The organism is Microbacterium sp. STF-2 (assembly GCF_034650155.1).
GTDB classification, from domain to species: Bacteria; Actinomycetota; Actinomycetes; order Actinomycetales; family Microbacteriaceae; genus Microbacterium; species Microbacterium maritypicum_A.
On record NZ_JARKMW010000002.1, the window covers coordinates 406,655 to 431,069 of the forward strand.

The 24,415-nt window shown below is 69.8% G+C and carries 28 protein-coding genes and 1 pseudogene; 27 read left to right on the forward strand and 2 right to left on the reverse strand.

Annotated features, from left to right (window positions below; all coding sequences use genetic code 11):
* The first annotated feature begins 11 nt into the window (after nt 1-11).
* From fliD to MicroSTF_RS15895, 14 genes are all read left to right on the forward strand, one after another.
* Nucleotides 12-1,400, forward strand: a complete 1,389-nt coding sequence (gene fliD / locus MicroSTF_RS15830; protein WP_322956997.1) for a flagellar filament capping protein FliD — start codon at nt 12-14, stop codon at nt 1,398-1,400.
* Between the two features lie 2 nt (nt 1,401-1,402).
* A complete protein-coding gene (gene fliS / locus MicroSTF_RS15835) occupies nt 1,403-1,789 on the forward strand; it encodes a flagellar export chaperone FliS (RefSeq protein WP_029258619.1) in 387 nt (128 codons plus the stop codon).
* Nucleotides 1,786-2,082, forward strand: coding sequence for a hypothetical protein (locus tag MicroSTF_RS15840; protein WP_029258620.1), 297 nt, complete (start codon nt 1,786-1,788; stop codon nt 2,080-2,082). Before fliS ends, MicroSTF_RS15840 begins: the two co-directional genes overlap by 4 nt.
* A gap of 112 nt (nt 2,083-2,194) precedes the next feature.
* Nucleotides 2,195-2,536 (forward strand): flagellar basal body rod protein FlgB, encoded by a 342-nt coding sequence (locus MicroSTF_RS15845; protein ID WP_021198932.1) that lies wholly within the window; start codon nt 2,195-2,197, stop codon nt 2,534-2,536.
* The gene (locus MicroSTF_RS15850) at nt 2,533-2,925 is read left to right on the forward strand and encodes a flagellar basal body rod protein FlgC (protein WP_322956999.1); all 393 of its coding nucleotides are present in this window, start codon (nt 2,533-2,535) and stop codon (nt 2,923-2,925) included. The genes MicroSTF_RS15845 and MicroSTF_RS15850 overlap by 4 nt, the downstream gene beginning before the upstream one ends.
* Entirely contained in the window at nt 2,925-3,230 is a 306-nt protein-coding gene (gene fliE / locus MicroSTF_RS15855) for a flagellar hook-basal body complex protein FliE (protein WP_029258621.1), read from the forward strand. Before MicroSTF_RS15850 ends, fliE begins: the two co-directional genes overlap by 1 nt.
* On the forward strand, nt 3,230-4,852 hold the full coding sequence (gene fliF / locus MicroSTF_RS15860) for a flagellar basal-body MS-ring/collar protein FliF (protein ID WP_322957002.1): 1,623 nt from the start codon (nt 3,230-3,232) through the stop codon (nt 4,850-4,852). The genes fliE and fliF overlap by 1 nt, the downstream gene beginning before the upstream one ends.
* A complete protein-coding gene (gene fliG / locus MicroSTF_RS15865; protein WP_029258622.1) occupies nt 4,849-5,853 on the forward strand; it encodes a flagellar motor switch protein FliG in 1,005 nt (334 codons plus the stop codon). The genes fliF and fliG overlap by 4 nt, the downstream gene beginning before the upstream one ends.
* Nucleotides 5,843-6,448 carry a FliH/SctL family protein gene (locus MicroSTF_RS15870; protein ID WP_081859756.1) on the forward strand — a complete coding sequence of 202 codons (606 nt, stop codon included), beginning with the start codon at nt 5,843-5,845 and terminating at the stop codon, nt 6,446-6,448. The genes fliG and MicroSTF_RS15870 overlap by 11 nt, the downstream gene beginning before the upstream one ends.
* Complete coding sequence (locus tag MicroSTF_RS15875; RefSeq protein WP_029258624.1) at nt 6,445-7,740, forward strand: FliI/YscN family ATPase; 1,296 nt, start codon at nt 6,445-6,447, stop codon at nt 7,738-7,740. The genes MicroSTF_RS15870 and MicroSTF_RS15875 overlap by 4 nt, the downstream gene beginning before the upstream one ends.
* Nucleotides 7,737-8,165 (forward strand): hypothetical protein, encoded by a 429-nt coding sequence (locus tag MicroSTF_RS15880; RefSeq protein WP_021198939.1) that lies wholly within the window; start codon nt 7,737-7,739, stop codon nt 8,163-8,165. Before MicroSTF_RS15875 ends, MicroSTF_RS15880 begins: the two co-directional genes overlap by 4 nt.
* A complete protein-coding gene (locus MicroSTF_RS15885; RefSeq protein WP_322957005.1) occupies nt 8,162-9,610 on the forward strand; it encodes a flagellar hook-length control protein FliK in 1,449 nt (482 codons plus the stop codon). Before MicroSTF_RS15880 ends, MicroSTF_RS15885 begins: the two co-directional genes overlap by 4 nt.
* A gap of 14 nt (nt 9,611-9,624) precedes the next feature.
* Entirely contained in the window at nt 9,625-10,068 is a 444-nt protein-coding gene (locus tag MicroSTF_RS15890; RefSeq protein ID WP_021198940.1) for a flagellar hook assembly protein FlgD, read from the forward strand.
* 26 nt (nt 10,069-10,094) lie between these two features.
* Nucleotides 10,095-11,255 carry a flagellar hook protein FlgE gene (locus MicroSTF_RS15895; RefSeq protein WP_029258627.1) on the forward strand — a complete coding sequence of 387 codons (1,161 nt, stop codon included), beginning with the start codon at nt 10,095-10,097 and terminating at the stop codon, nt 11,253-11,255.
* A 63-nt stretch (nt 11,256-11,318) separates the two neighbouring features.
* Here the strand turns inward: MicroSTF_RS15895 and MicroSTF_RS15900 are convergent.
* Nucleotides 11,319-11,685, reverse strand: a pseudogene (locus MicroSTF_RS15900) (cupin domain-containing protein).
* 62 nt (nt 11,686-11,747) lie between these two features.
* Here MicroSTF_RS15900 and MicroSTF_RS15905 point away from each other — a divergent pair.
* Both MicroSTF_RS15905 and MicroSTF_RS15910 read left to right on the forward strand, forming a co-directional pair.
* Entirely contained in the window at nt 11,748-12,146 is a 399-nt protein-coding gene (locus tag MicroSTF_RS15905; RefSeq protein WP_322957012.1) for a hypothetical protein, read from the forward strand.
* 45 nt (nt 12,147-12,191) lie between these two features.
* Nucleotides 12,192-13,892 carry a long-chain-fatty-acid--CoA ligase gene (locus MicroSTF_RS15910; protein ID WP_322957014.1) on the forward strand — a complete coding sequence of 567 codons (1,701 nt, stop codon included), beginning with the start codon at nt 12,192-12,194 and terminating at the stop codon, nt 13,890-13,892.
* An 80-nt stretch (nt 13,893-13,972) separates the two neighbouring features.
* Here MicroSTF_RS15910 and MicroSTF_RS15915 read toward each other — a convergent pair whose 3' ends face one another.
* Nucleotides 13,973-15,187 (reverse strand): Fic family protein, encoded by a 1,215-nt coding sequence (locus MicroSTF_RS15915; RefSeq protein WP_322957016.1) that lies wholly within the window; start codon nt 15,185-15,187, stop codon nt 13,973-13,975.
* Between the two features lie 230 nt (nt 15,188-15,417).
* Here MicroSTF_RS15915 and MicroSTF_RS15920 point away from each other — a divergent pair, with 230 nt between their 5' ends.
* From MicroSTF_RS15920 to MicroSTF_RS15970, 11 genes are read left to right on the forward strand one after another with little or no spacing between them, the layout of a single operon-like run.
* Nucleotides 15,418-15,666, forward strand: a complete 249-nt coding sequence (locus MicroSTF_RS15920; RefSeq protein ID WP_021198949.1) for a flagellar FlbD family protein — start codon at nt 15,418-15,420, stop codon at nt 15,664-15,666.
* Entirely contained in the window at nt 15,666-16,475 is an 810-nt protein-coding gene (locus MicroSTF_RS15925) for a motility protein A (RefSeq protein WP_021198950.1), read from the forward strand. Before MicroSTF_RS15920 ends, MicroSTF_RS15925 begins: the two co-directional genes overlap by 1 nt.
* On the forward strand, nt 16,472-17,281 hold the full coding sequence (locus MicroSTF_RS15930) for an OmpA/MotB family protein (RefSeq protein ID WP_029258633.1): 810 nt from the start codon (nt 16,472-16,474) through the stop codon (nt 17,279-17,281). The genes MicroSTF_RS15925 and MicroSTF_RS15930 overlap by 4 nt, the downstream gene beginning before the upstream one ends.
* 49 nt (nt 17,282-17,330) lie before the next feature.
* The gene (locus MicroSTF_RS15935) at nt 17,331-18,263 is read left to right on the forward strand and encodes a flagellar motor switch protein FliM (RefSeq protein ID WP_322957020.1); all 933 of its coding nucleotides are present in this window, start codon (nt 17,331-17,333) and stop codon (nt 18,261-18,263) included.
* Nucleotides 18,260-18,919 (forward strand): flagellar motor switch protein FliN, encoded by a 660-nt coding sequence (gene fliN / locus MicroSTF_RS15940; RefSeq protein ID WP_021198953.1) that lies wholly within the window; start codon nt 18,260-18,262, stop codon nt 18,917-18,919. Before MicroSTF_RS15935 ends, fliN begins: the two co-directional genes overlap by 4 nt.
* 32 nt (nt 18,920-18,951) lie before the next feature.
* Nucleotides 18,952-19,416, forward strand: a complete 465-nt coding sequence (locus tag MicroSTF_RS15945) for a FliO/MopB family protein (protein ID WP_021198954.1) — start codon at nt 18,952-18,954, stop codon at nt 19,414-19,416.
* Nucleotides 19,413-20,228 (forward strand): flagellar type III secretion system pore protein FliP, encoded by an 816-nt coding sequence (fliP, locus tag MicroSTF_RS15950; protein WP_021198955.1) that lies wholly within the window; start codon nt 19,413-19,415, stop codon nt 20,226-20,228. Before MicroSTF_RS15945 ends, fliP begins: the two co-directional genes overlap by 4 nt.
* The gene (gene fliQ / locus MicroSTF_RS15955; RefSeq protein ID WP_021198956.1) at nt 20,225-20,497 is read left to right on the forward strand and encodes a flagellar biosynthesis protein FliQ; all 273 of its coding nucleotides are present in this window, start codon (nt 20,225-20,227) and stop codon (nt 20,495-20,497) included. Before fliP ends, fliQ begins: the two co-directional genes overlap by 4 nt.
* Nucleotides 20,498-20,501: 4 nt before the next feature.
* Entirely contained in the window at nt 20,502-21,263 is a 762-nt protein-coding gene (locus MicroSTF_RS15960; RefSeq protein ID WP_021198957.1) for a flagellar biosynthetic protein FliR, read from the forward strand.
* Entirely contained in the window at nt 21,260-22,351 is a 1,092-nt protein-coding gene (locus MicroSTF_RS15965) for an EscU/YscU/HrcU family type III secretion system export apparatus switch protein (protein WP_021198958.1), read from the forward strand. Before MicroSTF_RS15960 ends, MicroSTF_RS15965 begins: the two co-directional genes overlap by 4 nt.
* Nucleotides 22,348-24,411 carry a flagellar biosynthesis protein FlhA gene (locus tag MicroSTF_RS15970; protein ID WP_021198959.1) on the forward strand — a complete coding sequence of 688 codons (2,064 nt, stop codon included), beginning with the start codon at nt 22,348-22,350 and terminating at the stop codon, nt 24,409-24,411. Before MicroSTF_RS15965 ends, MicroSTF_RS15970 begins: the two co-directional genes overlap by 4 nt.
* Nucleotides 24,412-24,415 lie beyond the last annotated feature (4 nt).

A 24,415-nucleotide genomic window follows, 5' to 3' on the forward strand; every position in this document is an offset into this window, starting at 1 on the left:
GAAAGGCGACCATGTCCCTCTCGCTCGACGGCCTCGTCTCCGGCCTGAAGACCACCGAGGTCATCAAGGCGCTGATGGATGTCGCGGCCATCCCCCGTTCGCTGCTCAAGGCGAAGATGGATGACAAGAACGGCATCGTCACCCAGTTGCGGACACTGAACACCGCCGTGCAGAACCTCGCCACGGCGGCGGAGAAGGCCGCGACGCGCGACGGGCTGGCCCGCTTCACCACCACGTCGTCCTCTCCCACGGTCACCGTCGCCACCCGCGAGGGCGCGGCGCCGCTCGCGGCCGACATCGTCGTCGACAAGGTCGCCAAGAACCACACCATCGTCTCGGCCGCCTCCAACGGCTGGCCCGTCGACCCGCCCGTGATCACCCTCGAGAACGCGAAGGGCGAGCGCGTGCAGGTCACGGCCGACTCCTCGTCCATGCAGGATGTCGCGCGGGCCGTGAACGAAGCGGGCTTCGGCATCGTCGCCGCGGCCGTTCCCGCCGGACGCGACGCCGACGGCAACCCCATGCACCGCCTGCAGCTGCGTGCCGCCGATTCCGGGGAAGCCGGACAGTTCCGCGCCTATCGCGGAGACACAGCGGCGGTCGCTGCGGGCACCGCCTCCGACATCTCCACCGAAGCAGGAGCAGCCGTCATCGACGTCGGCGCCGATGCGCAGGTGCGGCTGTGGGCGGGCACCAGCGCCGAGCAGGTGTTGACGTCGTCGAGCAACACGTTCACCGACCTGTTCGACGGCGTCGACGTGACCGTCTCCGCCGTCTCCGCGGCCCCCGTCACCATCGGCGTCGCCGTCGACACCGCGGCACGCACCAAGGCGTCCGCCGACTTCATCGCCGCCGTCAAGGACATCCTGACCCGCATCGACAACGGCTCGAAGGCGACCGTCGCCGCCAAGCAGGGCGACAAGACCACACTGGGCGTCTTCACCGGCGACAGCGCGGTCCGAGGACTCCGCACGGCCCTCGCCGACGCGGTGCAGCACCCCGTGAACGGCGTCTCCCCGTCGTCTATCGGCATCTCGACCGACATGTACGGCGTGCTCAGCTTCGACGAGAAGAAGTTCGCCGAGGCACTCGCGAAGGACCCCGACGCGGTCGCAGGGCTGTTCTCCGACATCGCCTCGCGGGTGCAGGACACCTCGAAGGTCTACTCCGACAAGTACGAGGGCCTGCTCACCACGCGCATCACCGGCCAGGAGAGCGAGGTGAAGGGTCTCGGCGAGCAGATGGAACGCTGGGACGTCCGCCTCGCGCAGCGCAAGTCCACTCTCGAGCGCACCTACGCCCGCCTCGAGGTCATGCTGTCGCAGCTGCAGTCGCAGTCCTCGTACCTGTCGTCCCAGATCGCCGCCCTGCCGGGCTCGAGCTCGAACTCCGGGAAGTGAGCATGAACGCCGCCCTGCGCGCCCAGCAGCGCTACCGTGACGACGCCGTGCTGTCGGCACCGCCCGAGCGTCTCGTCACGATGCTCTACGACCGTCTCCTGCTCGACATCGAACGCGGAGAGGTCGCCCAGCGCGCCGAGGACTGGGAGGAGGCGAACGCCCAGCTGCAGCACGCGCAGGCGATCGTCTCGGAACTGTCCTCGTCGCTCACCGACGACTGGAACGGCAGTGCGGGTCTGCGCTCGCTGTACGTGTTCCTGTCGCAGACGCTCATCGGGGCCAACATCGGTCGCGATCCCGAGCGCACGCACGCCTGCCACGAGATCATCTCCCCCCTGCGCGACGCCTGGCACGAGGCCGCGCGCACGGTGGCCGAGGCGCGGGCGTGAGCGTGGAAGAGTGGACCTCGCTGCTCGACCGACTCGAGCAGGAGGCCGAGCAGATCCTCGACGCCGCCCCCGGTGCCGCCGCCGAGGCCACCCTCGCCCCATGGACGCCCCCGCGCACGCCGCTTCCCCCTTCTCTCGCCGACCACGCCCGGCGGGTGATCGACCTCCAGCGCTCAGCGATGGACCGTGCCCGTTCCGACCTCGACGGCATGCGTCGGCATCTCGGCGCCGTGAGCCGCATCCCGAGCACGCGCCGTCCCGAAGAGCCCGCCTACCTCGACGTCGACGGGTGAAACCGCTTCCTAACATCGCGGACGACCCTGCCGATAGAGCAGGGCGAGCACGGATGGCTCGCAAGACTCGGCCATGGATCGGCCATACCAGCCACACACGGGGAGCCGGTTCGTGTTCGATTCTGTGACCATCAACGCACTGACGAGTGCGCTCGACGGCCTCGCGCAGCGCCAGCGCGCGATCTCCGACAACATCGCCAACATCAACACCCCGAACTATCACGCCAAGCGCGTGCAGTTCGAAGAGGCGCTCGCCCGCTCGATCGATGCCGGCGACGGACGGGTCGGCGCGACGGTCGGCACCTCGCTCGAACCCACGCGCCTGAACGGCAACAACGTCAACCTCGACACCGAAACCCTGTCCAGCATCGACACGATGCTGCGCTATCAGTTCGCGACGCAGGCCGTGAACGGATCGTTCACGTCGATGCGCACCGCGATGAGGACCTCATGACCTTCGACGCCATCGGCATCGCCGGCACCGGCCTGACCGTGCACCGCAAGTGGCTCGACGCCATCAGCGACAACATCGCCAACATCAACACCGCCGCCCCCAGCAACGGGGCGGCCTTCCGGGCCAGGTACATCCTCGCCCAGACGAGCGAGCAGTCCCCGGGCGTGTACGTGGCCGGAACCGCGCAGGGCAGCGCGCAGGGACGCCTCGTCCATCAGCCCGACCACCCTCTCGCGGACGCGGACGGCTACGTGCGCTACCCCGACATCGACCTGGGTGACCAGATGAGCCAGCTCATCCTCGCTCAGCGCGGCTACCAGGCGAGTGCGGCCATCGTCGACCGCGCACGCAACTCCTACGAATCCGCCCTCCAGATCGGACGCAGCTGATGGCCTCACTCCCCGGCATCGAAGCCATCTCCTCCGGTTTCACGCTCGCCCCGCCGGCCCCCGCGACGACCAAGGCCGCCGACGACACCGCCTTCGCGAGCAGCGTGACCGGGGCCATCGACGAGCTGCGTTCGCTGCAGTCCGAGTCCGACAAGCTCAAAGTCGCGGCCGTCACCGGCGACCTCGACGACATCCACTCCGCGATGATCGCGTCCTCGCGCGCATCCGTGACCCTCGAACTCGTCGCCGCCGTGCGCAACAAGGGTGTCGACGCGTTCAACGAGATCATGCGGATGCAAGCCTGATGCCCCAGGCCGTCACGAACGTGTTCCAGCGCATCGGACGCGTGATCGCGGGCTTCTCGCTCGCCCAGCGCACGATCGCCATCATCGGCGTCGCCGTGCTCGCCCTCGGCATCGTCGCGCTCTCCAGCTGGCTCAGCCGCCCGACGTACACGCCGCTGTTCTCCGGCATGAGCGCCTCCGACGCGAACGCCGTGGTCGAACAGCTGCGGTCGTCATCGGTGCCGTACGAACTCGCCGACGGAGGAGCGACCGTCCTCGTCCCCGAGAAGGACGTCTACGACCAGCGGCTCGCCGCCGCGTCGGCGGGGCTCCCCGGCACCAGCTCCGGCGGATACTCGCTGCTGGACAAGATGGGCGTCACGACGAGCGAGTTCCAGCAGTCGGTGACCTTCAAGCGGGCCATCGAGGGCGAGCTCGCCGCGACGATCTCCTCGATCAAGGGTGTGACCGCCGCATCGGTGCAGCTCGCGATCCCCGAGGAGAGCGTCTTCGTCTCGGAGACCATCGATCCCACCGCCTCCGTCTTCGTGGAGACCTCCGGCAGCTCGACGCTGTCGCCGAAGCAGGTCGAGGCCATCGTGCACCTGACCTCTGCCGCGGTCAGCGGCATGAAGCCCGAGAACGTCGCCGTCGTGGACCAGAGCGGGCAGACCCTCTCCGCCGCGGGCGTCGGGACCACCGGCGGCATCGACCAGCAGGCCAGCGACTACGAGGCGCGGGTCACCGCGAACGTGCAGCAGATGCTCGACACCGTCGTCGGGCCCGGCAACGCCAAGGTGACCGTCGTCGCCGAGATCGACCACTCGGTCAACGAGCGCGTCGAAGAGACCTACACCCCGGCCGAAGGCGCTCCCCCGCTCACGGAGCAGACCAGGACCGACCGGCAGAACGGCTCGAGCTCGAACGCCGGCGTGCTCGGCCCCGACAACATCGCCGTCCCGTCCGCCGACGGCGACGGAACCTCCGAGTCCACCGAGACCTCGAAGACCAACGCCGTCAACAAGAGCACGCAGAGCACGTCCACTCCCGCCGGATCGCTGCTGCGCCAGTCGGTCTCGGTCGCGGTCGACGCGGGTGCGGGCGGTGACCTGAGCACCGCTCAGCTGAGCGACCTCGTCGAGAGCGCCGCCGGTATCGACACCGAGCGCGGAGACTCGATCGCGGTCGAGCTCGTCTCGTTCAACCAGACCAGCTCCGAAGCGGCGCAGGCCGCGCTCCAGGCCGCGAAGGACGCCGAGGGGGCCGCACGTCAGGCCGCGCTGCTGAACACGATCATCATCGCCGCCGCCATCGCCATCCCCCTGCTCGCCGGCCTCGCCGCCCTCATCATCCGTGCACGCCGACGCAGCAGCGCCGACACCGAGTTCGACCAGCTCTTCGGCGAGCGCCCGCCCGCGCTCACCGTCCTCGATGCCGGTGCCACCGCGGCGATCGACCAGGCGCCGACCACTCCGCTCGCCTTCCTCGAGACGACTCCCGACCCGGAGCCGGAGCCCGACCCGGAACCCGCGCAGGTCAGCCTCGAGCGCCGCCGCGCCGAGATCGACTCCCTCACCCGGCAGGACCCGAAGCGCACGGCCGACCTGCTGCGGACCCTCATCGACGACAGGCAGCAGGTATGACCGGACTGACCGACAGGCAGACAGCGGCGGTCGTGCTGATGAACCTCGATCGCGCGCAGGCGATCGAGGTGATGAAGCACCTCTCCGAATCCGAGGCGGAGGCCGTCGCCGCCGAGATCATCGACCTGCAGAACCTCGATGCGGCGACCACCGCGCAGGCTCTCGGACAGTTCCACCGGATCGCCTCGGGCCACCTGCCGCCCGCCCGTGGCGGCCGCGACATCGCCGCAGGACTGCTGGAGGCGACGTTCGGCGCCGAACGTGCCGCCGCCGTGCTCGGCAGAGTCGGTTCCTCCTCGATGACGTCGTCCTTCGAATTCCTCGGATCCGCCGACCCTGCGCAGCTGGCGACCCTTCTGGACGGCGAGCTCCCGCAGACCGTCGCCCTGGTGCTCGCCCACCTGCCGACCGACCGCGCCGCCGCGGTGCTGGCCGCCCTTCCCGACCCCACCCGCACCGATGTCGCGCATGCGATCGCGACGATGGGAACCGCATCGCAGGAGGCCATCGCGATCGTGGCGGATGCGCTCAAGGCGCGGACCGGGACGTTCGCCGCACGCGACACCCCCGAAGTGCTCGGCGGTGTGGAACCGCTCGTCGAGATCATCGCCCGCTCCGGGGCGACGGTCGAGAAGGCCCTCCTGGCGAGCATCGAGGACAGGGACAGTGCCCTCGCGGAGGACATCCGCTCGCGCATGTTCACCTTCGCCGACATCGTCAAGCTCGACGACCGCGACACGCAGCGCGTGCTGCGGGGCATGGACATCCGCTCGCTCGCCCTCGCGCTGAAGGGTGCGCACCAGCCCATCGCCGACCTCATCCGGCGCAACGTCTCCGAACGGAACAGGGAGAACCTCGACGAGGAAGCCCGCACCCTCGGCCCGGTGCGTGTGTCCCAGGTGGAGGAGGCCAGAGCCGAGATCGTGCGCACGATCCGCGCGCTCGAGGCGGCCGGCGACATCACCGTGCAGCGCGCGGACGAGGACGAGTATGTCTACTGACGCCTTCTCTCCGGTGCTGTTCCCGCGTCTCGACGGACGCGGGAGCGGAGAGGAGCATGCCAGGGCGAAAATGCGCGGCTATGCCGACGGACACGCGGAAGGCTTTCGCGCCGGCCGCGCCGAGGCGGAGGCGGCACAGCGCGTGGCGGAGGAGGCATGGGCCGCCCGTGAGGCGGTCGAAGCCGGAGAGGTCGCGCGCGCGGTCGCCGTGCTCCACGCCGCCGCTCGGTCGCTGAACGAGCGCGAACGCGAACTGACCACGGCCGCGCAGGACCACGTGCTGCGGTGCGCGATCGAGCTCGCGGAGCTGATCGTCGCCGGTGAGCTCTCCGATGCCGGCGCCTCCGCCGCAGCCGCCGCGCGACGAGCCGTCAGCGGTGTCGACCCGTCGGAGATCCGCGAGGTGCGCCTGCACCCGGACGACCTCCGGACGCTCCGAGGATCGGCAGCCGAACCGGCCGGCATCGCGCTCATCGCCGACGACACGCTCGCCCGGGGTGACGCCATCGCGACCCTGCCCCACGGGCACATCGACGCCCGCGTCGCCCGTGCGCTCGAGCGCGCCCGCCGCGCCCTCGCCGAGGCCGGTGCATGAACGCCTGGGACGCAGTGCGCGAAGCGGTGCGACCGGAGCGGGTCGGCGAGGTCTCCCAGGTGCGCGGGCTGAGTGTGCAGGTGCGCGGACTCGAGGGAGCGGTCGGCGACGTTGTGGCCCTCGACGGCATCGATGCCGAGGTCGTTGCGATCGGCGAGGGCGGACTGCGATGCATGCCGCTCGCCCCCGTCGCCGGCCTCACGGTCGGCGCTCCGGCGCGCGCACGCGGAGGGGCGCTGCGTGTACCGACCGGTACCGCGCTGCTCGGACGGGTCCTCGACGGGCTGGGGCGCCCGATCGACGGGAAGGGGCCCCTGACCGGTGCCGTCCCCGTGAGCCTCGACCATGCTCCGCCCTCGATCATGGGGCGCGACCGGATCGACTCGCCTCTTCCCCTCGGCGTACGCGCGCTCGACACGCTCGTGAGCGTCGGACGCGGGCAGCGTGTCGGCCTCTTCGCCGGCTCCGGTGTGGGCAAGTCCTCGCTGCTGTCGATGATCGCGCGCGGCACCGAGGCGGAAGTCACCGTGATCGCCCTCGTCGGCGAGCGCGGTCGCGAGGTGCGCGAGTTCATCGAAGACGATCTGGGACCCGACGGGCTCGCCCGCTCGGTCGTCGTCGTCTCGACCTCGGACCAGCCTGCCATGGCGCGCATCCGTGCGGCCTACACCGCCACGCGGATCGCCGAGGCGTTCCGCGACGACGGCGCCCACGCGATCCTGATGATGGACTCGCTCACCCGCGTGGCGATGGCGCAGCGGGAGATCGGCCTCTCAGCCGGGGAGCCTCCCGCCACCCGGGGCTATCCGCCTTCGACGTTCTCCCTCCTCGCCGGCCTGCTCGAGCGGGCGGGCACCGACACCCGCGGCTCGATCACCGGCATCTACACCGTGCTCGTCGACGGCGACGACCACAACGAGCCCATCGCCGACGCCGTCCGGTCGATCCTCGACGGTCACGTGGTGCTCGATCGCGCCCTCGCTCTCTCCGGTCACCATCCCGCGATCGACGTGCTCGGCTCGGTGTCACGGGTGGCCGGCAAGGTCACCGCTCCCGAACGCCGGGCGCATGCGGCCACGCTGCGCGCCGTGCTCGCGGCGCGGCGGCGCGCGAACGATCTCATCGACATCGGCGCGTACCAGGCCGGGGCGGACGCCCGCATCGACGCGGCGGTCGCCCACGAGAAGGCCATCAGCGCCTTCCTCACCCAGTCCCTCGACGAGACGAGCGAGATCGGCGAATCCTGGCGGCGGCTGGACGAACTCGTCACGGCGTTCGGAGGAGTCTCATGACGCGGTCCTTCTCCCTGGCCGGTCTGCTGCGCGTACGCGAGATCCAGGAGCGTGCGGCGGCTCAGCGGCTCTCGCGCGCCGTGATCGACGCCCAGCACACCGAGGCCCGCGACCGCTCGCTGCGCGCGCACCTGTCGGGCGTCGGGAGCGAGGCCGTCGACGTGCGCTCCCTCGCCGCCCTCGCTGCCGCCCGTGTGGCCGGCCGGACCCTGCTCGCCGACCTCGCGACGCTTTCGGAGCTGCAGGAGCAGACGGTCGATCAGGCACGGACCGAGCACGCGGACGCGCGACGAGCGATGCGCGGACTCGACAGGCTCGCCCAGGCGCACGCACTGCAGGTGCGGGCCGCCGAGCTGCACGCGGAGCAGGCCGAACTCGACGAGATCGGCGCGCGCGCCCAGACGGACAGGGAGGGCCAGGCATGACGTCTCTCGGCATCGTGGATCTGCTCGGCGCGCGGACGAATCGCGCATCGGGTACACCCGCACACTCCCGGCAGGTCACGCCGGGAGCAGCGGCATTCGCCGACGTCATCCTGGATGCCTCGCGCGGCTCGACCGATGCTCTCGCCGGATCATCCGCCGCGTCGTCTGCCGACGGATCATCTGCCGACGGATCATCGGCGGACGGTTCGACGTCGGACACGCCGATCCCGTCTCCCCCGCCTGTCCTCCCTGCGCCCACGCCGGGCCACCCGGCGTCTCCGGATGGTGCCGTGGTCGGCATCGACGGCTCTGCGACCCGAGCCCCCCTCGTGCCGGGGCCTGCGCCGGACGGCGCGGATCCGACGACGACCGCCGAGGGGACACTCGAGGACGAGGCCGGTGCCGCAGGGCTCGCCACGCACACCGTGTCGAACGGCGCTCCGGTTTCTTCGTCGGCGGCCCCGGCAGCGGCCCCCGCGAACACGCAGACCCCCGCGCTCGCGACGTCGCAGAGTTCCACCCCCGGACCCACGGTCGCTCCTGTTCCGGGAGGCGTCGCGCCTGCGGTGACGGCCGCGATCGGCACGGCCGGCCACGCAGCGCCGTCGGCGAACCCGGCTCTTCCGAGCGTCCCCCGCATCAGCGTCGGTGGGAATCCGACCCCGACCGTCCTCGACGGTCCCGGAGCCCCGATCCCGACAATCCGGACAGGAACGTCGGAGACGTCCGCGACCGTCGGCGACAGCTTCCCGGATGCCGCGACATCCGCTGCTGCGGCGACCTCGACTCCCGTCGCTACGGCGTCTCCCTCGCCGACAGCCACGCCGACAGCGACGCCGGGTGACGCGGCCCTTCCTCCTGTGGGCACCACGCCCGCCCCTGCGCCCGTGACCTCCGTGGCGGCTCCGGTCGCGGTCCCCACCGCCCGGCCCGCGCTGCTCCCGCAGATCGCCGCGCCCGTGGTGTCGCTCGCCCAGGCTCCGGACGGCGACCACAGCCTCACCCTGACGGTGTCCCCCGAGAACCTCGGTCCCGTGACCGTGCGGGCGCACATCTCCGGCGGTGCCATCCACATCGAGCTGCACGCGCCGAACGACCTCGGCAGAGAGGCGCTCCGTGCGATCCTCATCGACCTGCGCCGCGACCTGGCCGCTGCGGCACCGCACGCCTCGCTCCTGCTGTCGAGCGCGGACGACGGCGCGGCGTCGTCGAACCCGCAGCATTCCGCCCCGGGCAACGGCACCGGTTCCGGGAGCAACGGCGGTTCCGGGAACGGCGCCACCGGGACTCACGGCGGCCAGCCGGGAACCGGCACGGGTCGCGACGCGAATGCCCTGCCCACCACGCCCGACGGCGCTCTGCCGACTGATCCGTCGTCACCCGCAGACCCCGCCTCTCCCCCGTCCCTCATCGCGCCGCACGGCGGCATCGACGTCTTCGCCTGATCCGAGAGGAACCCATGACCACGGTCGACCCCATCTCCGGCACCATCCCGCCCTCCGGCGTGCAGACGGGCAGCACCACGCCCCCGACGGAGCGCAAGAAGACTCTCGACTCCGAGGTGTTCCTGAAGCTGCTGGTCACACAGCTCACGAACCAGGATCCGAGTTCGCCCATGAACACCAACGAGATGATCTCGCAGACCACGCAGCTGGCCTCGATGGAGCAGTTGACCGCGCTCACGGCGACCTCGACCGAGAGCTTCGCGCTCAGCATGCGCCAGACCGCAGCCGCTCTGATCGGCCATGAAGCGCAATACGTCGATGAGAAGGGTGTCACACAGAAGGGCATCGTCACCTCGGTGTCCTACGCCGGCGCCGTGCCCCTCGTCACCATCGGCGACGCCTCCATCCCTCTCGACGCCGTCTCCGGCGTCGCCCTCGCTCCCCGTTCGCAGTCCTGACCAGTCCCTTCCAGAAAGGCATCACCATGCTCCGCTCTCTGTTCGCCGGAATCTCGGGTCTGCGTTCGCACCAGACCATGCTCGACGTCACCGGCAACAACATCGCCAACGTCAACACGACCGGGTTCAAGGCCTCGGCCGTGCAGTTCCAGGACTCGCTCTCGCAGCTCGTGCGCAACTCGATGATGCCGCAGCAGGCCGCCGGCGGGCAGAACCCCGCCCAGGTCGGTCTCGGCGTGCAGGTCGCCGGCATCAGCACGAACTTCGCCTCCGGGGCTCCGCAGCCCACCGGCGTGCCGACCAACCTCATGATCGCCGGCGACGGGTTCTTCGTCGTGCGCTCGGGTGGCGAGACCCTGTACACCCGCAACGGCGGCTTCTCGTTCGACGCGAGCGGCAAGCTGGTCTCGGCGGACGGCGCTCTCGTGCAGGGGTGGACGGCCCAGAACGGAGTGATCGTGCCCGGTCAGGGCATCGGCGACATCCGCCTTCCGGTCGGAGCGCTCAGCCCCGCCACCGCCACCACCACCGCCCGCGTCACCGGCAACCTGCCCTCCGGTGCCGCCGTCGGCGAGCAGCTGGTGCGCGACATCAAGACCTACGACGCCGAGGGCACGGCCACGTCGCTCCGTCTCACCTTCACCCGCACCGCCACGGGCTGGAACGTCACCGAGCCCGGCGGCACCAACACCGCCCTCACGTTCACCGACGGCAAGCAGCCGGCGGCCTCCTCCATCGTCTCCGGCGGTGTCACGGTCGACCTCTCGGCGGTCACCGGGTTCGCCGACGTCAGCGATGTCGCGATCAAGGAGCAGAACGGCAAGCCGGCCGGCACCCTGAGCTCGTACGCGCTGATGAACGACGGCAGCCTCGTCGGCACGTTCAGCAACGGCGACACCGAGGTGCTCGCCCGCGTCGCACTGGCAGGATTCGTCAACCCGGGCGGACTCGAGAAGGCCGGATCCTCCCAGTACCGCCCGAGCGGGAACTCCGGAGAGCCGACGCTCGGTCAGGCCGGCACCGACGGGCTCGGCGGCATCATCAGCGGCGCGCTCGAGATGTCGAACGTCGACCTGTCGCAGGAGTTCACCAACCTGATCGTCGCGCAGCGCGGCTTCCAGGCGAACGCCCGCATCATCACCACCAGCGACGAGGTGCTGCAGGAGCTCACGAACCTCAAGCGCTGAGTCGGTGAGACTCTGCGGAGTCTCGGTCGGTGGGTGGCGGCGCGGGTCGCCACCCACCGCTCCCTAACCGAATTCGCGGAGCTCGGATGTCAGCTCACCGCCGGCATCGCCCGTGTTGACGGTGCCCTTCGGCTCGAAGAGGATCGCGTGGACCTCGTGGTCGGCGCGCGGGGCAGTGCTCGACGCCCTTCGGGACGACGAACACATCGTTCGGTCCGAGCACGACATCGCGGTCGCGCAGCTGGATCGTCAGCTCTCCCTGCACCACCATGAAGAGCTCGTCGGTATCGGGGTGGGTGTGCCAGACGAACTCGCCGAGCAGTTTGACGACCTTGACGTCGTAGTCGTTGATGCTCGTCAATCGATGGGGCTGCCAGTGCTCGGTGATGCTCGCCAGCGCCGCCTGCACGTTCCGTGTGTCTTCGTCCACCCCGTCAGCCTAGGCCGCCGGGTTTCGCCGGTACTGTCGTCTGAGGGAGAACGGAGCCGGTCATGAACGCGGTCGACGCTGTCGGCACCATCGCCGAGGTCCTCTCGTGGATCGGCCTCGGCATCGGGCTCCCGCTGCTCGCGATCGTGCTCCTGGTGAAACTGCACGACGGCTCCTGGGTGCCGCACGAGGTGGTCATCGTCGAGGACGACGGCGGCCGGGCGCGAGCACGCTGGTTCGCCGCCGGTGACTTCTGGGAGCGCCCGCTGCGCGCGGAGGAATCGATCCATTGGCACGGGCGGGAAGAAGCCGACGCGTTCCTCAGCGAACGGCACCCGAGCCTGATGCGGTTCGAACCCCGACGGCCCCTGCTGCATGCGTTCCAGGTGCTGGGGATCACGCTGGCCGGGGTCGGCGCGGCCTCCGTCATCCTGTCGATCGTGCTCCTCTTCCTCGGCTGAACGGATGCGGTGTCCGCTGAGAGGGATCCCGGGCAGGATGGAGGCATGCCCGAATCCCCGCTCGCCTCCCGACCCTGGCTCGACTCCTACGCGGAGGGTGTCCCCGCGGAGATCGCGGACCCGTCGCAGACTCTGCCCGAGATGCTGTCGGCGAGTGTGAAGTCTTTCGGGCGGCGCCCGGCACTGGACTTCTTCGGAGCGGTCACGACCTATCGCGAGCTCGGGGAGCAGGTCGAACGGGCGGCAGAGGGTCTGCGGCGCCTCGGCGTCGGCCACGGCGACAGGGTCGCGCTGGTGCTGCCCAACTGCCCACAGCACGTGGTCGCCTTCTACGCGATCCTCCGGCTCGGCGCGATCGTGGTCGAGCACAACCCGCTCTACACCGCGCGCGAGCTGCGGCATCAGTTCGAGGATCACGGCGCCCGCGTCGCGGTCGTGTGGGACAAATCGGTCGACACGGTCGCCGGATTCCCCGACGATGTCAGGGTCGAGCACATCGTGAGCGTCGACATCACCACGGCGATGCCGCTGTCGAAGCGCCTCGCGCTCCGCCTGCCCCTGCCCCGGGCCCGCGAGGCCAGGGCGAAGCTCACCGGCGCCCCGAAGGCGCGGCACCTGATCGCGTGGAAGAGCCTCGCCGATCACCGACGCCTCTCCCGACGGGTGGTGGGACCGGGCCTGGAAGACATCGCCCTGCTGCAATACACGAGCGGGACGACGGGTGTCCCGAAGGGAGCGATCCTCACGCACGCGAATCTCCGTGCCAACGCGATGCAGGGACGGGCGTGGGTACCGGGTCTCGTCGACGGCGAGGAGACGTTCTACGGCGTGCTGCCGCTGTTCCACGCCTACGGCATGACCCTGTGCCTCACCTTCGCGATGAGCATCGGCGCGCGACTCGTCCTCTTCCCGACGTTCGACCTGGGATTGGTCACCGCGGCGGCGCGTACGACCCCGCCCACCTTCCTTCCCGCCGTGCCGCCGATCTACGACGCGCTCGCACGTGCGGCCTCCCGCGGGACCATCGATCTCTCGACGGTCCGCTTCGCGATCTCCGGGGCCATGAGCCTTCCGGTGGCCACCGTGAAGCGCTGGGAGGAAGCGACCGGTGGCCTGCTCGTCGAGGGCTACGGCATGACCGAGAGTTCACCGGTCGCGCTCGGCAATCCGATGGGTCCCACCCGTCGCCCCGGCACCGTGGGGGTGCCCTTCCCGAGCACGGAGATCCGCGTCGTCGACCCGGCCGACCCTGCGGTCGACCTTCCCGCCGGCGAGCCCGGCGAGCTCCTCATCCGCGGACCGCAGGTCTTCCAGGGGTACTGGGGGCGTCCGGGCGAGACGGCAGATGCCCTGCTGCCGGACGGCTGGCTCCGATCCGGCGACATCGCCCAGGTCTCCTCCGACGGGTTCGTGAGCATCGTCGACCGCCTCAAGGAGCTCATCATCACCGGCGGGTTCAACGTGTCTCCCAGCGAGGTGGAAGACACGCTGGTCGCCCACCCCGATGTCGTCGCCGCGGCGGTCGTCGGTCTGCCGCGACCCCACGGCGGAGAAGAGGTCGCCGCCGCCGTGGTGCTCCGCGACGGTGCGGCCCTCGACGTGGATGCGCTGCGCGATTTCTGCCGCACCCGGCTCACCCCCTACAAGGTGCCTCGCCGGATCACCGCGGTCGACGACCTCCCCCGGTCGCTCATCGGCAAGGTGCTGCGTCGTCAGGTGCGCGACCGCCTGCTCGCCGACCGCTGACCTCTCGACCCACCCATCAGTTCAGACGTGACGAGCACGAAGCATCTCGGAGCGACGCCCATGTGATCGCCGTTGGTCCTTCAGTTGCCCATCTCCGCCTGGATCCGCCGGTCGAGGTCGTCGAGCTCCGCGAGCAGTTCGGCGGCGACCCAGACACGGTCCCGCTTGCGTCCGGTGATCTCTTGTACGAATCCTGCCGCTTCGAGCTGAGCGATGGCCTTGTAGGCCTGTTGCTCCGACGAACCTGAGCGCTGCTCGATCTCGCCTGCTGCCATGACGGGGTGATCGTAGAACCCGGGAATCAGCGCGGCGACCGCAGAACCGGCCCGCGGGCGCAGCTCGTTCGCCCACTCGTCTGGAAGAACTTTGATGCGGGCGATGGATTCGCGCGAGCACGAAGCCGCTGCGCGGGCCGCCCGGGCGAACAGCGCAATGAGCGGCGACGGCTCACCCCGCCGATAGTCGCCGAGCGCGGCGAAGTACTCGTCCCGTTTGGCGAGAAGCCCGCTCGCCAGGGGAACGACGGCGTTGACGGCAGCGCCACGGCGACGAAGCACGGCCGACACGAGGGCGCGGCCGAGACGACCGTTGCCATCCGTGAACGCATGAATGGACTCGAACTGCGCATGTCCGATCGCCGCCTGCACGATCACCGGGATGTCGTCGCGGTTGAGGAAAGCGATCAGGTCGTCCATCAACGCGGCGACTCGTTGCGGCGCCGGTGGCACGTGAAGCGCACCTCGCGGTGAGTGGTCGCTTCCCCCGATCCAGTTCTGCATGTCACGCAAACGACCGGCATACGCCGCTTCGACGGGATCGTCCTTCATCAAGTCGTGATGAGCGATGAGAAGGTCCTCGACCGCGAACCGACCTCGGTCGCCGACTCCGGCGACGAGGCCATGCAGCGCCGTGCTCGCCGCCACCATGCTCGTGGCCGACGCGTTCGAACGGTTGCCGGCCAGCGCCCTGGCGTAGTCGGTCGCGCTGGCGGTGATCCGCTCGATCTTCGACGACGCGACGGATTCTGTGCGCATCATGAATCGGCTCAGCGCCGCCGAATGCCCCTCTGCGTCGGTATCCGCTTGCGCGATAGCAAGCAGAGCACCCTCCGAGGCGACGACCGTCGCCGTGGGGGCGGCGTAGTCGAGACCCGCGATCATCGGGGGGATCGTGGCGTCGACGGACGCCAGCGTCCGATCCTCCCGAGTGCCGCCACGGACCTGTTGGCGCCACGGAAGCGTCTCCACGGTGTGTGCCGGCCACCTGGTTCCCGGCGTACTTGCTTCAGTGTCCACAAAGACGAGTATCGCACTCGTTAATAAGGTTTAGATCAATTAAAGACGAGTAATGTCGGACTGCTCGCGCTTCTGCTCCCCGCCGACGGCAACTTCGTCGCGCGAACCTCCCGAACCGGGCCTTGCTAACGACCGGAGCCCGCCGGCCGACAGTCACCCCCGACAGCCCAGGACGGGCCGTCGGGTCCGTGCTCCCCGGAACACGGACGGATCTTTCCAGGATGGAGCCCATGATCGTCCTCACGCGCCTGAACCGTTCGCGGTTCGCGGTGAATCCCGACCTGATCGAACGTGTCCAGGCCACGCCGGACACGACGCTCATCATGGTCGACGGTGCGACCTTCGTCGTCACCGAGACGATGGATGACGTGATCGCGCAGATCACCCGGTTCCGCGCCGGAGTGCTCGCCACGGCCGCCGCTCTGATCAGCACCGCCGGATCGGATTCCGCCGCCCCCGATGCCGAGGTCGGTCTCTGATGGATCCGTCTCTCATCCTCGGACTGGTCCTCGCGTTCGGCGCACTGATCGCCATGATCAACCTCGAGGGCGCCACCATCGGATCGCTGCTGATCCCCGCCCCGATGGTGCTGGTCTTCGGAGCCACGATCGCCGTCGGCATCGCGAGCGGCACGGTGCGCGATGCGCTGCATGCGGTCAAGTCGCTCCCCCGCGCCTTCCGCGGCGAGCGCCGCACCGCGTCGAGCATGATCGACACGGTGGTCGGCTACGCCGAGAAGGCGCGCGCCGAAGGGCTCCTCGCCCTCGAGCAGGGACTCGAGGACGAGAAGGACCCGTTCCTGCGCCAGGCACTGCAGAGCATCGCGGACGGGACCGACGCCGAAGACCTGCGAACGCTGCTGGAGGATGAGCTCACATCGACCGCCGCCCGCAACCGCACCGCCTCACGCTTCTACATGACGCTCGGTGGCTTCGCGCCCACGGTCGGCATCATCGGCACCGTCGTCTCCCTCACGCACGTGCTGGAGAAACTCGACAAGCCCGACACGCTCGGTCCCATGATCGCGACAGCGTTCGTCGCGACACTGTGGGGTCTGCTCTCGGCCAACTTCATCTGGTTGCCCATCGGCGGACGCCTCCAGCGTCTCGGCGAGCTCGAGCTCGAACGCATGACCGTGCTCATGGAGGGCATGCTCGCGATCCAGGCCGGCGCACCGCCGCAGTTCGTCGGCGAGCGCCTGCGAGCCCTCGTGTCCGAACGCTCCTCCGCCCGCTCCGGCCGGAAGGCCCGCACCCGAGCAGCCGAGGAGACGGAGCAGGCGTCATGAGCGTCCGTGCCCGTCGCCGCGTGCCGCAGGAGGAGCACAGCGGTCCGGACGAGCGGTGGATGGCGTCCTACATGGACATGGTCACGGTGCTGATGTGCATGTTCATCGTGCTGTTCGCGATGTCGACCGTCGACCAGGAGAAGTTCGAGGCTCTCAGCGCCTCCCTCGCGACCGGCTTCGGGCAGGAGCCCTCGGACGAGATCGACGCAACGACAGGCGTGGTCGTGCCTCCCGAACTGGTCGATGAGAAGGGCGAGGACTTCGCCGACATCGACCTCGCCGCTGCGCAGACCGAGTTCAACGAGCTGTCGGCGCTGCGTGAGCGCCTGCGTCAGGTGCTCGCCCAGAACGGTCTCGAAGCCGACGTCACCTTCACGATCGATGAGCGCGGCCTCACGATCGGCCTCGTGAGTGCCGAGACCTTCTTCGACACGAACAGCACGACGCTCAGTGCGAAAGCGCTCCTCGTCCTCGACGCGCTCGGCTCGGTGCTGGTCACCACCGCCAACGAGATCTCGGTCGAGGGTCACGCCGACGTGCGCGGATCGGTCGCCCCGTACCCCACGAACTGGGAGCTGTCCGCCGGACGCTCCACCCAGGTGCTGCGGCACCTCGTCGAGGCCTCGGGGCTGCCGCCCGCACACCTGAAGTCGGTCGGGTTCGGCGACACGAGGCCGGTCGCCCCAGGCGACTCCCCCGATGCCCTGGCCCAGAACCGACGGGTCGACATCGTCGTCCTCTCCGATGCGGACGAGGAGGTGCGCGCGCTCATCCCCCAGGCACAGGCGGGAAAGCCGTCCTCCTGACCCGCCTTCTCACCTAACGCACGCCGTTCACCGCCCGATAGTCCGGTTCGTGGTGATCGAGGACAGCGTGCGCTCCGACGTGCGCGCGGGAACGGCGACGAAGACCGCCGACGTCGAGGTGTACGACTTCGGCCGTTCGGCGACCCTCTCGCGCGAGCACACCCGAGCCCTGGAACTGGCCTTCGAGACCTTCTCCCGCCAGTGGTCCGCGCAGCTCTCGGCGAAGATCCACGTGCGCGCCACCATCGCGGTCGAGCACGTCGGCATGATGACATACGGCGAGTACGCCCAGTCGCTGCCGACGACGACCACGATGATCGTGTGCGCCCTGCCCGACTCCGAAGAGCGCCTCATCGTGCAGCTGCCGACCTCCGCCGCGACCGCCTGGATCGTGCAGATGGTGGGCGGACGAGCTTCCGCAGCCTCAGAGGACCGCACGTTCACCCCGATCGAGCAGGCCCTGATCCGATCGCTGATCGTCGACGCGATCGACCACCTCACCGGTGCACTCGACGGTCTTCTCCCCACCGGGGTCGCCTTCAGCGGCATCCAGTACAGCTCGCAGTTCGCCCAGGTGGCGGCATCCGGCGAGCCCGTCATCGTCGCACGGTTCTCGATGCGGCTCGCCGGTCGCACCGTGCCGACGAGCGTGATGCTGCCGGCCTCCGTGCTCGCCGGTTTCACCGTGCGTCCGTCCGACGACGAGCGCACCGCGGCACCCGCCCGGATCCGTCGCCAGGTCGAGATCGCCCCGGTCGAACTCGCGCTGCGACTCGCACCGCGAGCCGTGCTGCCCCGCGAGGTCCTGGATCTGTCCGTCGGCGACGTCATCGCGTTCCCGCACTCCGCCGATCGTCCGATGGTCCTCTCCGTCGGTGATCAGACCGTCGCCACGGCAGCCGTCGGCAGCGCAGGAGCGCGCTTGGCCTGCGTCGTGACCACCACCGTCCCCGATCCCGCTTTCGCCGAGGAGCCCGCGTGACCAGCACCACCACCTACGAGTCCGCCGTCGCCGCCGCCTTCGCCGCATCGTTGCCGACCGCCTCCCCTCTCGTCGCGCGCGCCTCGCAGGTCTCCGGCGACACCGGCGACGCCCTGGTCGTGCAGTTCGTCGGTGAGGCGAGCGCGCAGTTGGCGGTGCAGCTGTTCGAGCCCGAGATCCTGGTCGACGGCCTCGGCGGCACGCCCCTGGCCGACCGGCTGCGCGACGCGCTGGAGAGCGCGACCAGCGCGCTCGGTGCCGGTGCCCTCGGCGCAGGCACGGTCGGCGATGCCTCCTCCCTCTTCGCCGACCCGGCCGTGCAGCTCTTCGACCTCCAGGACGACGCCGACCACACGGTCGGCCGGCTCGCCGTCGTCGTGACGCGCGCGCCCGCCGGTGCCTCCTCGTCCTCGCGGCGGCTGCACCGCATCGCGGGCGTCGAGATGGAGCTCACCGTCGAGATCGGGCGCACCAGGATGGCGGTGCGCGATGTGCTCGATCTGGAACCGGGACGCATCGTCGAGCTCGATCGCTCCGCCGGCGCTCCGGCCGACATCAAGCTCAACGGACGCATCATCGCGCACGGCGAGGTCGTCGTCGTCGACCAGGACTATGCGGTGCGGATCACCCGCATCCTCGAGAACGTCGAGGCCTGACCCTGGACGACCTCCTGCTCGGCCTACGGGTCGTGCTCTCGCTCGCCGCAGTGCTCGGGGTGCTGTGGTTCCTGCAGCGACGCGTCGCGCGCACGCAGGCGCGTCGCCGCGACAGCGAGGCGATCACGGTGCTCGGGCGCCAGGGGGTCGGCCCGAAGGCGCAGATCGTCGTGATCCAGACGGAGGACGCCCGGTACGTGCTCGGCGTCACCGAGCACGGCGTGAACGTCGTCGACCGTCTGCCGGTCAGACCCGCAGATGAGCCGGAGGAGACCGCACGGTCGACGTGGTCGGCGACGACGTCAGAGGCGGCGTCCGACGCCGAGGAGTTCGACCGCATCCTCGCCGCCACCGCCCTGACCGAATCGGCGGCCGGCCCTCCCGTGACCCCGGCGCCGCAACGCCGGGTCCGTCACCGGAACGACCCGCTGCGTGGCTCCATCCTCTCCCCCGAAACCTGGCGGCAGACCGCCGAGGCCATCCGGCGCACCCGATGAGCGTCGCCCGTGGGGTCGTCGACGGGCGCGCGCTGCGGCGAATCGCGCTGATCCTCGCTGCGGCCGCGGTGCTGGTCGTCGTGATGACGCTCCTGTCGGGCACGGCCGCCCACGCACAGGTGACCCCGGACGACCCGGGCGAGGGCGTCACGATCGACATCAACGGCGTCGACGGCGGTCCGTCCGGCTCGATCCTGACCCTGCTGGGCATCACCCTGCTCTCGGTCGCCCCCGCGCTCCTGCTGATGATGTCGTCTTTCACGAAGATCTTCGTGGTGCTGGCGATGACCAGGAATGCCCTCTCGCTGCCGACCATCCCGCCCAACCAGGTGCTGGCCGGCCTGTCGCTCTTCCTGTCGCTGTTCATCATGTGGCCGGTGCTCACCGAGATCAACACGGTGGCAGTGCAGCCCTACATCGACGGCACGCTCACCTTCACGCAGGCCATCGACGTCGGCCAGCTGCCTCTGCAGGAGTGGATGCTCCGCTTCACGCGCGAAGAGGACCTCGCCCTGATGACCCGGATGGCGGGTCAGCCCAACCCCGAGGACCCTTCGAGCGTCCCGATGTACACGCTCATCCCCGCGTTCATGATCTCCGAGCTGCGGGCCGCGTTCATCATCGGCTTCGTGATCTTCGTCCCGTTCCTGGTCATCGACCTCGTCGTGGCCGCGGCGCTGATGTCGATGGGCATGATGATGCTCCCGCCCGTGATGATCTCGCTGCCGTTCAAGATCCTGCTGTTCATCCTCGTCGACGGCTGGGGGCTCATCATCCGGGCGCTGCTCGAGAGTTACGGAGGGGTGGGATGAGTCCCGAAGCCGTCATCGACATCGGAACGCAGGGGCTGCTCATCGCGGCGAAACTCGCCGCGCCCGTGCTGGTCACCGCCCTCGTGGTGGGCTTCGCCATCTCGCTGCTGCAGTCGATCACGCAGGTGCAGGAGGTGACGCTGTCGTTCGTGCCGAAGATCGTCGCCGTCGGGATCGCCCTGCTCATCGCGGGCAACTGGATGATCGCGGAGATGATCGCCTTCACGAACGAGATGTTCGCCCGTATCCCCTCGCTGCTGAGCGGATGACGACGTGTACATCCCGATCGACTTCGCCTGGCTGGAAGCCACGATGCTCACCGCCGTGCGCATCACGGCCTTCATCATGATCGCCCCGCCGTTCTCGTACGGGGCGATTCCGGTGCGGGTGAAGGCGATGCTCGCGATCGGGCTCTCCCTCGCGGTGGGCACGGCCGTGGCCCCCGGCTACGTGAACCTCGACACCGGCCCGTTCCTCGGGGCCCTGGTTCTGCAGTTGGTCACCGGTGCCCTGCTCGGCTTCCTCGTGCTGTTGTGCTTCTCGGCGCTGCAGGCCGCCGGCAGCCTGATCGACGTGTTCGGCGGGTTCCAGCTCGCTCAGGCTTTCGACCCGCACTCGCTCGTGAACGGCGCCCAGTTCACCCGGCTCTTCCACCTGACCGCGCTGACGCTGCTGTTCGCGTCCGGCGGGTATCAGCTGATCCTGGCCGGGCTCGCCCGCAGCTTCGAGGCCGTGCCCGTCGACGGCATGTTCCAGGCGGCGGGACCCGCAGAGCTCCTCGTCGACGGGGTCTCGCAGATGGTGCTCGCCGCCGTGCAGATCGCCGGGCCCCTGGTGCTCGTGCTGTTCCTCGCCGATGTCGGGCTGGGACTCATCACCCGCGTCGCTCCCGCGCTGAACGCGTTCGCGATGGGCTTCCCGGTCAAGATCCTGCTGACGCTGCTGCTCGCGGGCGCCGTCTACGCCGTCCTCCCCGGCATCGTCGACTCCCTCGCCGCGCAGGCCCTGCGCATGATGCAGGGGGTGCACGAATGAGCGGTACGGACAGCGGCGAACGCAGCGAGAAGGCGACGGACAAGCACCTCAGCGAGGCCCGCAAGAAGGGGCGGCTGTCACGCAGCCAGGATCTGACCGCCTGGCTGGGGATCGGCGCGGCGGCCGTCACGATGCCGGCGGCCATCGCCCTGGGGGCTTCGGCGGGAACCGAGCAGCTGCTCACGCTGACGTCCCTGGTCGATGCTCCGACACCGCAGGCGGCTCTGGCGGCCCTCGGGCGCGGTCTCGCCTCCGTGCTCCCGACGCTCACCGTGATGCTGGCCGCCGTCGCGATCGTCACCCTGATCGGCGCGGTCATCCAGGGCGGGGTGCATCTGAAGCCGCTCACCGGCCGTTTCGAACAGTTCAACCTCGTCACAGGGATCCGCCGGGTGTTCGGCATGCAGGCCCTCTGGGAGGGCGCCAAGGCCCTCATGAAGACCGCGGCCATCGGCATCGCCCTCTGGTTCGTGATCGCGAGCCTGATGCCCGTGCTGACCGCGAGCGGCGCGCACTCGATCTCCCGCCTGCTCGGCACCGCGAGCGAGGGCACGACCGCGCTGCTGCAGACCGCGATCGGGGTCGGCCTGGCCCTCGCCGCGATCGACATGTTCGTGGTGATGCGCCGCAACCGCAAGCACACACGCATGACCAAGCGCGAGATCCGCGACGAGAACAAGAACTCCGAAGGCGATCCGCTGATCCGCCAGCAGCGACGTTCGCGTCAGCTCGCCGTCAGCCGCAACCGCATGATCGCGGCCGTCGCCGGCTCCGACGTCGTCGTGGTCAACCCGACGCACATCGCGATCGCCCTGCGGTACGAGCCCGGCCGCGCCGCCCCCAAGGTCGTCGCCAAGGGCAGCGGGGTGATCGCCGAGCGCATCCGCGACGAGGCCGTGCGCGCCGGTGTGCCGCTGGTGCGCGAGATCACCCTCGCCCGGGCCCTGCACGCCGCGTGCGAGCTGGGCCAGGAGATCCCCGAAGACCTGTACAACGCCGTGGCACGCGTGCTCGTGTTCGTCGACTCGCTGCGACGACGCGGGGCGGCCCGCGGCATCCACTCCCTTCCCTACCGGAGGACCGCATGAGACAGCTGCTTCCCAAGCTCGGGGTGCCGATCGGCGTCGTGGGCATCATCATGCTCCTCGTCGTGCCGGTGCCGCCGTTCCTGCTCGACATCCTCATCATCCTGAACATCATGTTCGCGCTCGTGATCCTGCTCACGTCGATGTTCGTCAAGAAGCCGCTCGATTTCTCGGTCTTCCCCTCGCTGCTGCTCGTGGCGACGCTGTTCCGGTTGGGACTGAACGTCGCCTCGACCCGTCTGGTGCTCGGCGAGGCGTACGCAGGGCAGGTGATCGAGGCGTTCGGCGCCATCGCGGTCGGCGGCTCGCTCATCATCGGCGCCGTCGTGTTCCTCATCCTGGTCGTCATCCAGTTCGTCGTGGTGACGAAGGGCGCAGAGCGCGTCGCCGAGGTCGGTGCACGGTTCACGCTCGATGCGATGCCCGGCAAGCAGATGGCCATCGACGCCGATCTCAACGCCGGACTCATCACCGATGCGGAGGCGCGCGAGCGTCGCGCCGAGGTCGCCGCCGAGGCCGACTTCTACGGAGCGATGGACGGTGCGTCCAAGTTCGTGAAGGGCGACGCGATCGCCGGTCTCGTCATCATCATCATCAACGTCGTGGGCGGCATCGCCATCGGCATCGTGCAGCACGGCATGACGATCGACGAGGCCGTGAACACCTACAGCCTGCTCACGATCGGTGACGGTCTGGTCACGCAGATCCCGGCGCTGCTGATGGCGGTCTCCACCGGCATGATCGTGACCCGCTCCACGGCGGAGGCGGAGATGGGGACGGCGGCATCCGCCCAGCTCGGCCAATCCCGCAATGCGCTCATCATCGCCGGCTGCGCCGCGATCATCATGTCGCTCATCCCGCACATGCCGATGCTGCCGTTCGTCGCGATCGGCGCCCTCCTCCTCCTCATCGCCCAGCGCATCAAGGCGACCCAGAAGCGCGAGGAGGCGGCCGCCGCCGCGCAGAGCCCCTCCGCCGCCCCGGCCGACCAGCCCGAGGAACTCATCGAGAAGATGCGCGTGCATCCGCTCGAGATCCTCCTGGCCCCCGACATCATCGATCTGGTCACCGGCGGACCCGACGATCTGCTCGCGCGTGTCAAGGCCCTCCGACGCCGGATCGCCCTCGATCTCGGGCTCATCGCGCCGCCCGTCCGCACCCGCGACAGCATCGAGCTGCCGCAGGCGACCTACGTCATCCGCATCGCCGGTGTCGAGACCGGCCGCGGCACGGCGCCGGTGGGTTCCGTGCTCGCCCTCGGGCAGGGGCTGGACAGCCTCCCCGGCACCGCGACGCTCGACCCGGTCTTCGGGCTCGAAGGCAAGTGGATCCCGATGGAGATGCGCCACAGCGCCGAGTTCGCCGGTGCGACCGTGATCGACAGGGCGAGCGTGATCATCACGCACCTGTCCAGTGTGATCCACGCCCATGCCGCACGCCTGCTCAGCCGCGAAGACGTGCGCCAGCTCACGGACGCCCTCAAACAGGTCTCCCCCGCTGCCGTCGAGGAGCTCACGCCTGCGCTGATGTCCCTGGCCGAGGTCCAGCGCGTCCTGCAGGGCCTCCTCGCCGAACGGGTGCCGATCAACGACCTCAGCCGCATCTATGAGGCGCTCGCCCTGCGCGCCAGGGTCTCCACCGACCCCGAGGGCCTGATCGAAGCCGCACGGGCCGCGCTCGGCCCCGCGATCGCCGCCCGGTTCGCGGATGCCGGTACCCTGCGCGTGGTGATGATCAACCCGATGCTCGAACAGGCGATGCTCGAGAGCCTGCGCCCGGGCGACGACGGCAGCCAGATCGTGTTCGATCCACAGCGCATGGAGGCGGTGGTGGATTCCGTGAAGCAGGCCGTCGCCTCGGTACACGAGGGCGGCGAGCCGGTGCTGGTGTGCGCACCGTCGCTGCGGCCGGCCGTGCGACGCCTCGTCTCGGCGCAGACGGACGGCCTCCCTGTGCTCTCGTACACCGAGGCGACCGCGGCCGCCCTCACGATCGAGACCGTCGGTGTCGTACGAGACATCCCCACGCCGTCGGTCGGCGTCGTCCCCGCAGCACTAGGCTGAACGA

Excerpts from the sequence above, each read along its gene's own strand:
- fliD (WP_322956997.1), top strand. The coding sequence starts at position 12 with ATGTCCCTCTCGCTCGACGGCCTCGTCTCCGGCCTGAAGACCACCGAG.
- fliS (WP_029258619.1), top strand. The coding sequence starts at position 1,403 with ATGAACGCCGCCCTGCGCGCCCAGCAGCGCTACCGTGACGACGCCGTG.
- MicroSTF_RS15850 (WP_322956999.1), top strand. The coding sequence starts at position 2,533 with ATGACCTTCGACGCCATCGGCATCGCCGGCACCGGCCTGACCGTGCAC.
- fliE (WP_029258621.1), top strand. The coding sequence starts at position 2,925 with ATGGCCTCACTCCCCGGCATCGAAGCCATCTCCTCCGGTTTCACGCTC.
- fliF (WP_322957002.1), top strand. The coding sequence starts at position 3,230 with ATGCCCCAGGCCGTCACGAACGTGTTCCAGCGCATCGGACGCGTGATC.
- fliG (WP_029258622.1), top strand. The coding sequence starts at position 4,849 with ATGACCGGACTGACCGACAGGCAGACAGCGGCGGTCGTGCTGATGAAC.
- MicroSTF_RS15870 (WP_081859756.1), top strand. The coding sequence starts at position 5,843 with ATGTCTACTGACGCCTTCTCTCCGGTGCTGTTCCCGCGTCTCGACGGA.
- MicroSTF_RS15875 (WP_029258624.1), top strand. The coding sequence starts at position 6,445 with ATGAACGCCTGGGACGCAGTGCGCGAAGCGGTGCGACCGGAGCGGGTC.
- MicroSTF_RS15880 (WP_021198939.1), top strand. The coding sequence starts at position 7,737 with ATGACGCGGTCCTTCTCCCTGGCCGGTCTGCTGCGCGTACGCGAGATC.
- MicroSTF_RS15885 (WP_322957005.1), top strand. The coding sequence starts at position 8,162 with ATGACGTCTCTCGGCATCGTGGATCTGCTCGGCGCGCGGACGAATCGC.
- MicroSTF_RS15890 (WP_021198940.1), top strand. The coding sequence starts at position 9,625 with ATGACCACGGTCGACCCCATCTCCGGCACCATCCCGCCCTCCGGCGTG.
- MicroSTF_RS15895 (WP_029258627.1), top strand. The coding sequence starts at position 10,095 with ATGCTCCGCTCTCTGTTCGCCGGAATCTCGGGTCTGCGTTCGCACCAG.
- MicroSTF_RS15905 (WP_322957012.1), top strand. The coding sequence starts at position 11,748 with ATGAACGCGGTCGACGCTGTCGGCACCATCGCCGAGGTCCTCTCGTGG.
- MicroSTF_RS15910 (WP_322957014.1), top strand. The coding sequence starts at position 12,192 with ATGCCCGAATCCCCGCTCGCCTCCCGACCCTGGCTCGACTCCTACGCG.
- MicroSTF_RS15920 (WP_021198949.1), top strand. The coding sequence starts at position 15,418 with ATGATCGTCCTCACGCGCCTGAACCGTTCGCGGTTCGCGGTGAATCCC.
- MicroSTF_RS15925 (WP_021198950.1), top strand. The coding sequence starts at position 15,666 with ATGGATCCGTCTCTCATCCTCGGACTGGTCCTCGCGTTCGGCGCACTG.
- MicroSTF_RS15930 (WP_029258633.1), top strand. The coding sequence starts at position 16,472 with ATGAGCGTCCGTGCCCGTCGCCGCGTGCCGCAGGAGGAGCACAGCGGT.
- fliP (WP_021198955.1), top strand. The coding sequence starts at position 19,413 with ATGAGCGTCGCCCGTGGGGTCGTCGACGGGCGCGCGCTGCGGCGAATC.
- fliQ (WP_021198956.1), top strand. The coding sequence starts at position 20,225 with ATGAGTCCCGAAGCCGTCATCGACATCGGAACGCAGGGGCTGCTCATC.
- MicroSTF_RS15965 (WP_021198958.1), top strand. The coding sequence starts at position 21,260 with ATGAGCGGTACGGACAGCGGCGAACGCAGCGAGAAGGCGACGGACAAG.
- MicroSTF_RS15970 (WP_021198959.1), top strand. The coding sequence starts at position 22,348 with ATGAGACAGCTGCTTCCCAAGCTCGGGGTGCCGATCGGCGTCGTGGGC.